The 14,093-nt window shown below is 37.0% G+C and carries 12 protein-coding genes and 4 tRNA genes; 11 read left to right on the plus strand and 5 right to left on the minus strand.

From position 1 onward, the window contains the following. The first annotated feature begins 22 nt into the window (after positions 1 to 22). From FJG96_RS06865 to mazG, 7 genes are all read left to right on the plus strand, one after another. Complete coding sequence (locus tag FJG96_RS06865; protein WP_425456570.1) at positions 23 to 1,612, plus strand: phosphate acyltransferase; 1,590 nt, start codon at positions 23 to 25, stop codon at positions 1,610 to 1,612. Between the two features lie 187 nt (positions 1,613 to 1,799). Beyond that, the gene (locus FJG96_RS06870; RefSeq protein WP_005773457.1) at positions 1,800 to 2,084 is read left to right on the plus strand and encodes an acyl carrier protein; all 285 of its coding nucleotides are present in this window, start codon (positions 1,800 to 1,802) and stop codon (positions 2,082 to 2,084) included. A gap of 10 nt (positions 2,085 to 2,094) precedes the next feature. Next, complete coding sequence (locus FJG96_RS06875) at positions 2,095 to 3,270, plus strand: beta-ketoacyl-ACP synthase (RefSeq protein WP_139413315.1); 1,176 nt, start codon at positions 2,095 to 2,097, stop codon at positions 3,268 to 3,270. A 15-nt stretch (positions 3,271 to 3,285) separates the two neighbouring features. Further along, on the plus strand, positions 3,286 to 4,560 hold the full coding sequence (locus FJG96_RS06880; RefSeq protein ID WP_139413316.1) for a beta-ketoacyl-ACP synthase: 1,275 nt from the start codon (positions 3,286 to 3,288) through the stop codon (positions 4,558 to 4,560). A 68-nt stretch (positions 4,561 to 4,628) separates the two neighbouring features. Continuing rightward, positions 4,629 to 5,657: a zinc-binding dehydrogenase gene (locus FJG96_RS06885; protein WP_139413317.1), complete on the plus strand. Its 1,029-nt coding sequence runs from the start codon at positions 4,629 to 4,631 to the stop codon at positions 5,655 to 5,657. Between the two features lie 6 nt (positions 5,658 to 5,663). Beyond that, complete coding sequence (locus tag FJG96_RS06890) at positions 5,664 to 6,593, plus strand: lipid A biosynthesis lauroyl acyltransferase (RefSeq protein WP_139413635.1); 930 nt, start codon at positions 5,664 to 5,666, stop codon at positions 6,591 to 6,593. Between the two features lie 32 nt (positions 6,594 to 6,625). Then, the gene (mazG, locus tag FJG96_RS06895) at positions 6,626 to 7,432 is read left to right on the plus strand and encodes a nucleoside triphosphate pyrophosphohydrolase (RefSeq protein WP_139413318.1); all 807 of its coding nucleotides are present in this window, start codon (positions 6,626 to 6,628) and stop codon (positions 7,430 to 7,432) included. Positions 7,433 to 7,512: 80 nt separating this feature from the next. Here the strand turns inward: mazG and FJG96_RS06900 are convergent, their stop codons facing one another. Beyond that, a complete protein-coding gene (locus FJG96_RS06900) occupies positions 7,513 to 7,887 on the minus strand; it encodes an iron-sulfur cluster assembly accessory protein (protein ID WP_005773451.1) in 375 nt (124 codons plus the stop codon). Between the two features lie 531 nt (positions 7,888 to 8,418). Between FJG96_RS06900 and FJG96_RS06905 the strand changes: the two genes are divergently transcribed. Next, a tRNA-Pro gene (locus tag FJG96_RS06905) sits at positions 8,419 to 8,495 on the plus strand. Positions 8,496 to 8,741: 246 nt separating this feature from the next. Here FJG96_RS06905 and FJG96_RS06910 read toward each other — a convergent pair. After that, positions 8,742 to 9,209: an Hsp20 family protein gene (locus FJG96_RS06910; RefSeq protein ID WP_139413319.1), complete on the minus strand. Its 468-nt coding sequence runs from the start codon at positions 9,207 to 9,209 to the stop codon at positions 8,742 to 8,744. A 279-nt stretch (positions 9,210 to 9,488) separates the two neighbouring features. Here FJG96_RS06910 and FJG96_RS06915 point away from each other — a divergent pair, with 279 nt between their 5' ends. From FJG96_RS06915 to FJG96_RS06925, 3 genes are all read left to right on the plus strand, one after another. Further along, the gene (locus FJG96_RS06915; protein ID WP_139413320.1) at positions 9,489 to 10,406 is read left to right on the plus strand and encodes a serine aminopeptidase domain-containing protein; all 918 of its coding nucleotides are present in this window, start codon (positions 9,489 to 9,491) and stop codon (positions 10,404 to 10,406) included. A 781-nt stretch (positions 10,407 to 11,187) separates the two neighbouring features. Continuing rightward, complete coding sequence (gene cpdR / locus FJG96_RS06920) at positions 11,188 to 11,550, plus strand: cell cycle two-component system response regulator CpdR (RefSeq protein WP_005773448.1); 363 nt, start codon at positions 11,188 to 11,190, stop codon at positions 11,548 to 11,550. 98 nt (positions 11,551 to 11,648) lie between these two features. Then, positions 11,649 to 11,723: transfer RNA gene (locus FJG96_RS06925), tRNA-Val, on the plus strand. Positions 11,724 to 13,234: 1,511 nt separating this feature from the next. On the opposite strand, the gene FJG96_RS06930 is transcribed toward FJG96_RS06925, so the two are convergent. The 3 genes from FJG96_RS06930 to FJG96_RS06940 form a co-directional block, all read right to left on the minus strand. Beyond that, positions 13,235 to 13,311: transfer RNA gene (locus FJG96_RS06930), tRNA-Arg, on the minus strand. Between the two features lie 39 nt (positions 13,312 to 13,350). Then, a complete protein-coding gene (locus FJG96_RS06935; protein ID WP_139413321.1) occupies positions 13,351 to 13,656 on the minus strand; it encodes an ETC complex I subunit in 306 nt (101 codons plus the stop codon). Positions 13,657 to 13,744: 88 nt separating this feature from the next. Beyond that, positions 13,745 to 13,821: transfer RNA gene (locus FJG96_RS06940), tRNA-Pro, on the minus strand. Between the last annotated feature and the right edge of the window lie 272 nt (positions 13,822 to 14,093).

The following is a 14,093-nucleotide window of genomic DNA, read 5'->3' on the forward strand; positions in this document are numbered from 1 at the left end:
CGGGGGGGGGGTTTTAGACNTTATGGATCGTTGGAAAGTCAATTACGCACAAAAAACTGACGCACGAACTTTATCTGATATTATTGATGATGCAGATATTTTTCTAGGTCTATCGGCGGGGGGGGTTTTAAAGCCTGAATATCTTAAAAGAATGGCTCAAAATCCACTCATTTTAGCGCTGGCTAATCCAATACCAGAAATTATGCCCGAAGAAGCACATTCTATACGCCCCGATGCAATGATCTGCACAGGGCGCTCTGATTATCCCAATCAAGTTAATAATGTCCTTTGTTTTCCCTATATTTTTCGTGGTGCATTAGACGTAGGTGCGACTGCCATTAATGAAGAAATGAAAATGGCTGCTGTTCATGCGATAGCTGGCCTTGCTCGTGAAGAAACTTCAGATGTTGTCGCACGTGCATACGCAAAAGAACCACCCAATTTTGGACCTAACTATCTAATCCCCTCTCCTTTCGATCCGCGTTTAATCCTACGTATTGCTCCCGCTGTTGCTAAAGCAGCAATGGCAACGGGTGTCGCTCTTCGTCCCATTGACGATATGGAAGCCTACCATGATATCCTCAATCGATTTGTTTTTCTTTCTGGTTTAACAATGAAGCCTGTTTTTGCTGCCGCAAAAACAGCAAAACGTAAACGTGTCATCTATGCCAATGGTGAAGATGAACGCGTCCTTCGCGCAGCGCAAGTTGTTATTGAGGAACAAACAGCAACACCTCTCCTTATTGGCCGTCCACATGTTGTAGAAGCAAGATTAAAACGCTTTGGTTTGAAAATTCGTCCTAATATAGATTTTGAATTAACAAACCCTGAAGATGATCCACGTTTTCGTGATTATGTTAATTTATTTTTTCATTATACAGGAAGGCGTGGTGTTACGCCTGAAATGGCAAAAACAATCGTGAGAACATCCACAACCGCTATTGCTGCCCTTGCCGTCATGCGTGAAGAAGCAGATGCGATGATTTGCGGCTTAGAGGGACGTTTTGAACGTCAACTTGAATTGATCGAACAAATTATCGGACTTGATCCTCATGTTCATCGTTTTTCTGCTATGAGTTTGCTTATCTCTCAACAGCGTACTCTTTTTCTCACAGATACTTATGTTAATGAAAATCCTTCTGCAGAAGAAATTGCTGAAATGACTGTATTAGCAGCTCAAGAAGTTGAAGCATTTGGAATAACCCCCAAAGCAGCCTTATTATCACACTCAAACTTTGGTTCTAAAAACACAGAAAGTGCGCGTAAAATGCGCCGAGCAACGGAAATTCTTGCAAAATTACACCCTCATTTAGAAGCAGATGGTGAAATGCATGGTGATGCAGCTCTTTCCAAAGTTTTTCGTGATCGTGTTTTTCCTGATTCTCGTCTCAAAAGTGAAGCAAATTTGCTTGTCTTTCCAACACTTGATTCAGCCAACATCACGCTCAATACTGTTAAAAGCCTCACAAATGCACTTCATGTTGGTCCTATCTTAATAGGGGCAGCACGTCCCGCCCATATACTAACACCTTCAGTAACTTCACGAGGCGTTGTTAATATCACAGCCCTTGCCGTCCTTGCAGCAAATAGAAAAAATAAATCCGTAAAATAAATGTACAATAAAACTTCAAAGTTTTTTAAATATTGAGATATAGTATTTCACATACTGTAAAGCTCTTTTCTCTCTAGAAAAGACAGTTATATTCTGGATTAAGGCTTTTTTTTAAAGAGAAAAAAGGCTAGAAAATAATATTAAATATATTTTGAATTTGCTAACTCTATAATAAGGAATCCATACATTGCCTTCCACGTTTGATAAAGTTGCTGATATTATTGCAGAAATCAGTGAAATTGATCGCAATACAATCACACCTGAAAGTCATACAATTGATGATTTGGGAATCGACAGTCTTGATTTTCTTGATATTGTCTTCGCTATTGATAAAGCTTTTGGAATAAAAGTTCCCCTAGAGCAATGGACGCAAGAAGTCAATGAAGGTACAGTTGCTACAGAAGAGTACTTTGTTCTCAAAAACCTTTGTGCAAAAATTGATGATCTCGTTGCCTTAAAACAGGCGGAGTAATTTTTTCATTATGCATGATCAATCTGTATTCATCACTGGTATAGGTCTCATAAGCTCTCTGGGGGAAGGAACTGATCAACATTGGAGCCTCTTAAATGATCCAATCTGTACACCAAACCTAGACTGTACAACTTTTTCGCCCTACACAGTTCATAAATTGCCTGAAATTGATTGGAACCTACAAATTCCCAAAAAAAGTGATCAACGGCAAATGGGAACATGGCAGCGTCTTGGTACCTATGCGGCTGGTCTTGCTCTTGATGATGCCGGCATGAAAAATAATGAACAATTCACGTCAACAATGGACATGATCGTAGCTGCAAGTGGAGGAGAACGTGATATTACTGTTGATACACAAATTCTTTCTAAGGCACGTACAGTCACCGATCCTGCCTCTATATTAAATGTTGCACTTTCGTCTGAGCTTCGTCCAACATTATTTTTGGCACAACTTTCAAATCTTCTAGCGGGAAACATTTCAATCGTTCATAAAGTCACTGGATCATCTCGCACATTTATGGGAGAAGAAGGCAGTGGACTTTCTTCACTTCAAATTGCTGTCGCCCGTATTAAATCAGGACAAAGTACCCATGCTCTTGTGGGAAGTTCCTATAATGCGCAAAGTTATGATATGTTGTTGGCTCATGAACTTGGTGGTCTTTTAAGCCACAATGGATGGAGCCCTGTGTGGAATCGTGGAGCTCACCCTGGTGGTGGTATTATCACCGGTTCTGGTGGTGTCTTTCTTGTTCTTGAAAGTGGAGAACATGCAAAAAAACGAAATGCACGTGCTTATGCTGAAATTAGCCAAATTCTTACAGACCAAACAGATAGAACCAAAACGCCGCTTAAGGAATCAATTGCAACAATGTTGAAAACAATAGGCGCTAAAGACTCCTTAACCATTTCAGCGGCATCAGGTGCTCATGAAGCAACAAAAGCAGAACAAAATGCTCTTGATGACGCTAATCTATCTTACCGAGGTATTACAACATTATTCGGTTATATGCGAGAAGCACAATTTCCCTTAGCTCTTGCCCTTGCAGCACTTTCAATTGAAAAAAAACACTGTTTTCCAGCGTTAAGCCCTCATGAAAGACCTTTTTCTAAAGAAGTCCATGAAATATTTGTTACCACTATTGGTATAAAAAGAGCTGAAGGTGTTGTGCGTCTTACGGCTGTTTGAAGGGGAATTTCTATCGTGAAATATCATGATCATTTTGGACGTCCACTTGTGGCCATCACTGGAGCTGGCGTTGTTACATCACTAGGACAAGGGAAACATGAAAATTGGCAAAAACTAACAAGCGGTGTAAGCGGCATCCACAAAATAACGCGTTTTCCCGTTGAAGGATTAAATACATATATTGCTGGGACAATTGATTTTCTTAAAGAAAGTACGCTTGGTGCTTCAGCTCTTTCTGAAAAGCTTGCCCATCTTTCTGCTGAAGAGGCTTTAGAACAAGCTGCTCTTGATAAAACAAATTTTAATGGACCACTCTTTTTAGCTGCGCCTCCTGTTGAACTTGAATGGCAAGCACGTTTTAGTCTTGACCAAGAAGAAGAATTCAATAATGAGCCTTCTTATGCACATCTTCTTAGAATCTGTAAGCATAAACGCCATGAGGCACTTTTTGAAACCACACAATTTGGTGCCATTGCAGAAAAACTGCAAAAAACGTTTGGCACAAAGGGTCTTCCCGTTACACTTTCTACGGCTTGTGCATCTGGGGCAACAGCAATTCAATTAGGTGTTGAAGCTATTCGACGAGGTGAAACAAATCGCGCTCTTACCATTGCGACAGATGGATCCGTTTCAGCAGAATCTCTCATTCGCTTTTCATTACTCTCTGCTCTTTCCACTCAAAATGAACCTGCAGAAAAAGCAGCAAAACCCTTTAGTCGAGATCGAGATGGATTTGTTATGGCAGAAGGCTCAGGCGCTCTTGTTCTTGAATCTCTTCAAAGCGCATTAAACCGTAATGCTACAATTTTAGGAATTTTAGCGGGCTGTGGAGAAACAGCCGATGATTTTCACCGTACACGTTCAAAACCCGATGCATCACCAGCCATTGGATCCGTTCGCAAAGCCTTAAATGATGCACAAATAACCATCCATGAAATTGACTATATTAATGCCCATGGCACTTCAACGCCTGAAAATGAGAAAATGGAATATCTTGCGTTATCGACAGTCTTCGGTGACATTCTAGAGCATATTCCAGTTTCTTCTAATAAATCAATGATTGGGCATACCTTAACGGCTGCTGGTGCCATAGAAGCTGTTTTTTCGCTTTTAACTATTCAATCGGGGATACTTCCACCTACAATAAATTACGATAATCCTGACCCTGCTATCCCTTTAGATGTTGTTCCTCATCATAGCCGTAAAGCCAATGTCAATGCAGTTTTGTCAAACTCATTTGGATTTGGTGGTCAAAACACGAGTCTTGTTCTCACAGCCTATAAAGGATAATCTTTTCCATACTAACCAAAATTAATCATACTGAAGCAATAGCAATTATGAATTGAAGGGGAAGAATAATGCGTGCGCTACAATTGCTAAATGAACGTCGGCTTGAAATCACCAATATTGCACCACCACCTTCACCTGGCCCTAATGAAGTAACAGTGCGGATCAAAGCTGTTGCTCTTAATCATATTGATGTATGGGGCTGGCGTGGAATGGCTTTCGCGAAAAGAAAAATGCCCCTTATCATTGGTGCAGAAGCTTCCGGTGAGGTTATACAAATAGGAGATAGCGTTGAAAATCTCCAACTTGGACAGATTGTCTCAATTTATGGAGCACAAACCTGTGGGGTGTGCCAAGCTTGTCAAGAAGGAAGGGATAATCTTTGTACAGATGTAAAGGGAGTCTACGGTTTTCATCTTGATGGATTTGCTTGTGAGCTTGTCAATTTACCAGCACGTTTATTGATTCCAGCTCCTCCCCAATGTGATGAACTTCAAGCCGCTGTTGCTCCAATTACTTTTGGTACCGTAGAACATATGCTTTTCGATAACGCAAAACTACAGGCAGGAGAAACAATCCTGATACAAGCTGGTGGTTCCGGTATTGGTTCTGCTGCCATTCAACTTGCAAAACATATGGGATGTACCGTTATAACGACAGTAGGTTCAGATGAAAAAGTTGCAAAAGCACAGTCTCTTGGAGCAGATCATGTGATTAATTATCGTAAAGATCGTTTTGAAGGTGTGGTGCGTAAATTAACCCAAAAAAAAGGTGTTGATGTTGTTTTCGAGCATGTTGGGGTCGATACATGGAACGGTTCTTTGTTGTGTATGAAAAAAGGAGCACGCTTAGTAACTTGCGGTTCTACTTCTGGTGTTTCAGCATCAATAAATCTCATGCAATTATTTCAGCAACAACTTAAGATATTTGGTTCATTTGGCTGCCGTATGGAAAATATGAAAAATGCCATGCAAAAAATGGCACAAAAAGTCGTACACCCTGTCATTGATACAATTGTTGGACTTGATGAAATGGATACAGCTTTAAAACGAATGGAGAGCCGTGATGTTTTTGGTAAAATTATTCTTAAAATCAATTGAATCATGATGAAGCTTTCTCTTAAAAATCTCATCTATCGTATTAAAGTTATAGCTAAAAAAATCTCCTACTTGTTATGGGCATATCTGCTTTTTGGTTCTTTATTTATTCTAAAATGCTTTCCAGCCAAAATGGGAATTTCTTTTTTTTCTTGGTTGGCAAAAAAAATCGGTCCCCTCGTACATCGTCATCAAATAACCCTTGCAAACCTCAAGAATGCATATCCTGAAAAAACAGAGCAAGAACGCTATGCGATTGCAATAGAAATGTGGGAAAATATAGGACGCTTCCTAGCCGAATATATTTTTCTTGATAAAATTTTTGATTTTGATCCTCATGCAGATGAGCCAGGTTTTATTGAAGTTAAAGGAGTTGAAATCTTTGAACGATTAAAAGAAGAAAAAAAGCCCCATATTTTTTTCACAGCGCATACTGGAAATTTTGAACTTCTGCCTATTTGCGCACAAAGTTTTGATCTAAATGTTACGGTCTTATTTAGACCACCCAATAATCCTTATGTTGCCAAACGAGTCCTTAAAGCACGACAAACTTCTATGGGGCATCTTGTTCCCTCAAAAGCCGGTGCAGCATGGGCATTAGCAGGTAAATTAGCAGAAGGTGAAAATGTTGGTATGCTCGTTGATCAAAAATTTCGCCGCGGTATTATGGGAACATTTTTTAACAGACCCCTTAAAACAAATCCCTTAATTATAAAGCTTGCACGACAATATAACTGTGATATTTATCCAGCACGTTGTATTCGTCTGCCTGGAGGACGTCATCGTTTAGAATTATATGAACGTGTAGAACTTCCACGAGATGAAAAAAATGATATCGATATCGCTGCTTCTACGCAAAAACTAAATGATATTGTTGAGACTTGGGTTCGTGAATACCCCGGACAATGGATGTGGTTACATAGACGTTGGGACATTTAACATAAGCTCTATTGCTTACAGAGGAAGTACAAATGTTAGCCTCAAAAAATATCAAAGATCTCACCGCAATTATCACTGCTTTACGCAATCCTGATAATGGTTGTCTCTGGCATAAAAAACAAACTTTTGAATCCCTCATACCCTATCTTCTCGAAGAAGCTTACGAAGTCATCGACGCCATTGAACGAAGAAACCAAAAAGATCTCTGTGAGGAACTTGGTGACCTTCTTTTACAGGTTGTTTATCATGCTACCATTGCACAAGAAGAAGGTAGCTTTACTTTTGAAGATGTCGTTTATGCAATTACGGAAAAAATGATTCGTCGCCATCCTCACGTTTTTGGAAATGCCGAACAAAAAAAACGAGGTTTTATAAGAGAAGAGTGGGAATATATAAAAAAAGAAGAACAGGCTACACAAGAGAAACTGCACAAAGAAAACAACAATCCAAGCATTCTTGCAAAAATAAAACCAATCCAGCCAGCAAATCAAGAAGCTCTTTCTTTACAAGAAGCTGCGGCTAAAGTGGGTTTTGATTGGCAAGAAAGTGATAAAATTTTTGCAAAAATAGAAGAAGAACTCGAAGAGCTCAAAGAAGCCATCAAAAATAAAAAAAATTCAGAAATAGAAGCAGAGTTTGGAGATCTCTACTTTATTCTTCTTAATCTCGCGCGCCACTTAGCAATTGATTCACAAAAAGCACTCAAAAAAACAAATATAAAATTTCGAAGTCGTTTTGCCTATATTGAAGAAAAGCTCTCCACTCAATCTAAAAGACTCACTGACGCATCCTTAAGTGAAATGGAAGCACTTTGGAAGAAAGCTAAAAAAGAACAATAAAAAATATCAGATTTTTCCTACCCAAAAGAATAAATATCCCAGAATCTACTTAATGATAATTTCTCTAAACTTGGATAATTTTACGAAGCTTGATTTGTTTTATATTGATCTTGGGAAACAGGACGAAGTTCTACCGACTCGCCACACCCACATGCTGAAACTTGATTAGGATTTTTAAAAACAAAACCCGAACGAAGCGTTGTTACTTCATAATCCATCTGCGTTCCTAATAAAAATAACACCGCATCATGCGCGATAAAAACACGAGCACCATTCACTTCAACAACATCCGCATCTATCCCCTCTTCTTTGACGAGAGTAATTGTATATTCCATCCCTGCACAGCCGCCTTTTTTAATCCCAACAAGAATACCTCGTGCATCTTTAGCATCCATAATCGCTTTAACACGATTCACAGCGGCGTGTGTTAAACTTATTACCGAAAAACGACTCATTGTTTACTCTTTTCTTAGCTCAATAGACACTTTAAACGTTTTTTCTCTACCATATTTACTATCTGGTATTTTAGAAGAAAAACAACAAGACATAAATTAAAACATCCTAACCTTTTTATTGGGATAAAAATGTATCCTGATAGAATAAGATTTTTGATTGTATAATCTAGAATTTACAATTTTTTCCCCATAAGAAGTAAAATACCTCTGCTATAAACACTCTAAATGAAAGAAAACGTTTCAATGCCATACATTCAATTTCAACGTTTTAAAAACATTCATTTTTATGACCTGTGAGATAAAGAAAATAGATCTTCCATACTTATGGTCGTTCCCCTTCTTCCCCAATACCCCTAAAATCACAAATCTTCTCTCTTCACAATCTGCAAAAGAATTAAATGCATAAATCTATTGGTGGGCAGAATTTTTCACTTTCAAAAGTTGTCAGTGTAAGAGCATTTTAGATTTTGTTCTGTTTATTTTTTCTCTTGCCTTTAAAGAAACAGTCATTTAATCGTTTCACACGGGAATCGGAGCGTAGCGCAGCTTGGTAGCGCACTTGACTGGGGGTCAAGGGGTCGTGGGTTCAAATCCCGCCGCTCCGACCATTTTCTAAATACTGTAAAATAAGCTTATTTTAGAATTTTTTATTTCACTTGCACATCCATGATTTTTTTCTTCAACATAGAACAATGTGCGATAATATTTTTATCATCAATTTTAGAGAGGACGTTTTTGTGAGAATCATCTTTATTCTCACAATAACACACAGAAAACGCGAGACCTCTGCCTCGCGTTAGACTATTCTTTAAAAAATTTATAATTATTTACTTTTCATATTTTTTAAATTTTCTTTATGCGACAATGCTGCTGTTATCATTTTTTGTAATGGATGGTGACATTTGCACAGTTATTTTTTTGGGTTTTAATTCAGCTGGCATTTCCCTTTTTAGCTGAATATGAAGAAGCCCATCTCCAAGCTCTGCCCCAATAACCTTCACATGATCAGCTAAATGAAAACGTCGTTCAAAAGCACGCGAAGCAATACCTCGATAAAGAAATTCTCGTTCTTCATCATCCTTTTCAGGCTTTCTGTCTCCCTTAACGATCAGCTGATTACAATGCGTTTCAATATCAATTTCATCTTGAGAAAAACCAGCAACAGCCATAGAGATTCTATAAGAATCTTCGGTTAAACGTTCAATATTATAAGGGGGATAAGAAGAAACTTCTTCCGGTTGTGTTCTTGAATCAAACCAGTTAAAAAGATGATCAAAACCTACTGTGGAACGATAAAATGGTGAAAAGTCTACTTGACGCATAATACTGCCCTCCTCTAGAGCGACTACAATTTATAATTGATTCACAAAGTTCCCAAATGGCAAACTTACTTGTGAAGCTGTGGTCCCATCATGGCAACCACACCGTATTATTTGGTAATCGTTTTCTCTTATTTCAACTCTTTTATACCTAAATTGACAAAAACTATCTAAAAAACAACTTACCCCTTTCTTAATCCTTCTTCATCATTACATAAATATCAAAGTCCTCTCATTATCTCACGTTGAACTCAGCGGAAAATACACTTAAAAGGATTTCAATTGAAAACACCTCTTTATCCCATAGACTGGGGTTCCACTCCTCCTCATATCCATCATGGTATCCTTAAAATAGCAATAGATCGCGAAATTCGTTTTGCAATAACATGTCCTGAAGCGGAAAAATCTAAGGGAACAATTGTTATTCTTGAAAACGACGCAAATACTTTAGAAACATATTTTTTACCTATCAATGAAATTTCTAAACGCGGTTTTCACACAGCAATATTTGACTGGTTTGATCAAAAAAAAATGTCCTTCAAGACAAGAAAAAAAAGCCGACATTATTATTTTGATATAAATAATGATATTAATGACTTATATGAATTTCTTAAAAATATTGTTTATCCTAATTGCCCCCCCCCTTACTCTATGCTCGCCTATGGTATGGGGGGATTGATCGCCCTTAGCGGCTTAGATCTCATTAATCATCAGTTTAACAGATTGCTCTGTGTTTCTCCCCTTTTTGCTCCACTCGGCAATAAAACGAACAGTTTTCAACATAAATTAACACAATTTCTTTCTGATATAGGCCTTGGCTTTATCCCAGCAAAAAACGGGAAAAAATTAAAAAAAACAAACCTAAAAAATATACAGTTAGAGCACATGCATCAAGGGCTATTCCCTTCCATTAAGTCCCCAACATCTCGATGGATGGCATCGGTATTTAATGCGATTGATTCTATGAAGAAAAATATAGGCCACGGACATTTACAAATCCCAACACTCTTTATTCTCGCCAATCAAAACAATCTTGCCAACAGCATTGAAGTACGGAAATTATGCCAACACACACGTCTGACAGAAAGTATTACTATTACAGGTGCTGAACTTGATACAATCATGTATAACAAAGATTATAAAAAGCAATTTTGGGCGGCATTTGATGCATTTATCTCCGATAACGCATCTATAAAATAATACAAAACCTTAACTTTCATTTTGCTCCACCAAAAGCAAAAACTTCCATGAGCAACATCATTCTATAATGGATTCTATTTTTAACCACTTATATGATTCGTTTTATAGACCCTACAGGCAAGCCATGAAATAAATATTCATCACAACTCATAACAAAAATAACGAATATAAAAAGTATATTCTTATATTCAAAGGATAATATTATGATTTTTATAATAAGATAAGTTAACAAAACAAATATAATGAGTATATATTAATACACCATGATACATAATGCATCAAAATAATATTTATGATATCTTATTAACCCTGATTTTATAGTATATCTAAAAAGTAATAGATTTATTCATTTAAAGAAAAACTCTTTAAAAAACATTGTTGTAATATTCATTTACACTATAAAAAACTATTTTTAAAAACAATCTTTAAAAAACAATAAATTAACATAATATTCTTCTAATTTTTCGATATAAAGAATCCCTACAATAACGGTTTTCATAATTTTTTTAATGGAGCTCTGATAGGAATCAGACAATTTAAAAGAAAAAATAGCAATGAATCATTTTAAAAGTTTTAGATCGTCCCTCCTTTTTTTAATCACATATATTTCGAATTTAACCAACTCACAACGAATATGTTGTATTTTGCATAAAAATATAAGAATTAACCATTTTGCCATTCATTTCAATTATGAGTATTTTTCCATCTTTTTTATAAATACTCTGTATTGTATAATTGATGTGGCGAAAACTGTGACAAATGGAGCCATTGGAACACAATCATGAAAAGAATCCTGCTCGCAGAAGATGATAACGATATGCGTCGCTTTCTTGTAAAAGCCCTAGAACGTGCAGGCTACGAAGTTGCCGATTTCGATAATGGTATTAGCGCATATGAACGTTTACAAGAAGAACCATTTTCTCTTCTCCTGACTGACATTGTGATGCCAGAAATGGATGGAATCGAACTGGCACGACGCGCTACTGAGATTGACCCTGATTTACGAGTCATGTTCATTACAGGTTTTGCAGCGGTTGCACTTAATTCAAATAGTGATGCTCCTCCCGATGCAAAAGTTCTCTCTAAGCCATTTCACTTACGTGAACTTGTCAATGAAGTTGAAAAGATCCTTATTGCTGCTTAAAGGGACGTTTTTCTCAGTTATTTGCATCTGTTGTAAGAGAAAATGAAATTAAGCATTGACGTTTGTCATTCTATATGGTGTATGCAACATCGATGAATGGGCGTGTAGCTCAGCGGGAGAGCACTACGTTGACATCGTAGGGGTCACAGGTTCAATCCCTGTCACGCCCACCATTCAGCCTTTATAACATCAATAACTCAGTGATTTGTCATATTCTCTTCAGGGTATAGGGGGCGGAAATAAAGGTTATGGGATTTTACAACACGCCTCTCCAAAGAGCATGCTTTGCGGTGTATTTTTTAATACTTTTTGAGTTCTTACAATGCCTCAGATAAGCTCTTTAAAAGAATCATAAACGCCACAACAGTTTCAGTTTCAACGGATTAGAAGTTTTTATTGTAAAATTCTTCCGAAAAAATTCGACTGCTTTTCTAAAAAAATATTGTTTAGCTGCTGATCGATCTTCTATTTTTTTGATTCTTTCTTCTCTATTGACGGAACATCTATTGTTTAAATAATAGCTAGAGACATAATAACAACCTCTTCAGTACGTGAAACACTTGCTTTTAAAGCAGTATTTTAAGCCTGCAATGACAGATCATCATGAAATATTCAAAAGAGTAAGAAATCCAAATTTTGTAAAGCTCTCTCATTTCAAACTGTTCCCATATTAAATCAATCAAAACCATCCCTCTTGCACGTCACAAAGAAGATTGCCATATAGATAAACATTATACAAAAAAGCACTAAAATACCTATAACAATCTAAAAAGCTAAGGTTTATCGCAATATTGGCGGCTAACAAATGGGCAAAATGTACGATGTGCTAGCTTATTCTTTCATCAGCGTAGAAAATGATGATGCTTAATGAATTTCAGCCACCCATTATATCATTCACGAGCTCCAGCCTGAAATGAGGCTTTTGAGAGCTTTAAAGGCTATTTCTTTAAAACAAGCGCATAAATATACAATACAGTAGCACTCTATTCTTTGCACAATCTTTTATTGAAGTATCTTATCTGTGCAAAACACACAGCCTCTTTTTATACAAGAAAGAACTCTAAAATAGTAACAGATTATAAGGTACAGCTTTCAAGACAAAAAGACACCCTTTATCCCCAAAGGGATGTTTTTGAACTCTTATCATAAACAGATACCATTTTCATGCTTCAGTGTTTCATAAGACGTTTCTAAACGGAATCTATCATGCCTTGAAAACCAATCATTTTACCAAAGATCATACTGAAAAACCTAGTAATATTATTCATATAAAAAATTTAAAGTAGGCATTTTTGTGTAATTGTACCGGCATTAGTCGCAATGCTTAAACCTCATCTAAGAAATAGCACATTCATTTTCATAAAAATGGAAAGAAGTGCCTAAAAGGAAGTTTTGGCAATCTGTTTTCTAAAGCATGGAATGCGGCTTCATTAAAAAAATCAGCAATGGGTAAAAAATGACCAGCAATACGTGGTAAGCAAATACAGGAGCTACTATATCACAACTTAAAGTACTTTTGGCTGTCCATAAAATAGCATGTCATCACTTTATACTCAAACAACCAACAAAACAGGCAATAGCATTAATAAAAAACATGAAAAAGGTTCAAGGTGTACAGAAAAATAAATTAAGAGAATTAGAGGAAAACTCCCGAACTTTTTTTATCTATTAATTTTCTTAAACATGGTGATCCCGACAGGATTCGAACCTGTGACCCACGGCTTAGAAGGCCGTTGCTCTATCCAGCTGAGCTACGGGACCCAACTGATTATTTTCTCAATTCAAAATAGCACCTTTAACTCAATGTGTCCAAGATTGCTGCCGATCACTGCGAAAATTATCAGAATAAGAAACAGCACGCCGAATCGACATATGTGTCTTTTCCACACGATAAGGGATAGCATTCTTGCGTGCAAAAGCAATCGCTTCTTCCTTTCTATTAAATCGGATTCTTACCTGACTATTTATATCAGATGTTGCCGTGTAACCCATAAGAGGCTCCAGCATTTTTGCTTTTATCGGCTCATACTGCAGAATCCAAAAGCCTGTATTCCCCTTCCCTGACTGCATAGCTGTTTTAGCAGGACTATAAATACGTGCGATCATGTCTTTTCCCTTCAGATTACATAATTCTTGAATGATCGTTTTCACCACACGTACCCAACTGGGCCATTTTCATACACCTTATCAAATATGGTCGGAGCGATAGGATTCGAACCTACGACCCCCTGATCCCAAATCAGGTGCGCTACCAGGCTGCGCTACGCTCCGCCATTTAACATCTATTTGATGCACATTTCCTAAAATTTTCACAACAGAAGTGCAAGAGAAAAACACACTTTTTTTCAATTTTGTTGCATTTCTTTACAAAAAAGAACGTTTTTAAATTTTTTCCTCCCCCCATAACATATTTATTGACAAAAATAGAAAATAGCATCCGCATCAAAATTCCATCAATATAAAAAATAATAAGCCTCTTTTTAGAAACATTTTCAAACACAAAAATATATAAGCTTGTAAAAGTGATGAAAAGAATACTCATC

Origin of the sequence: Bartonella mastomydis, assembly GCF_900185775.1 — a bacterium.
Classification (GTDB): Bacteria; Pseudomonadota; Alphaproteobacteria; order Rhizobiales; family Rhizobiaceae; genus Bartonella; species Bartonella elizabethae.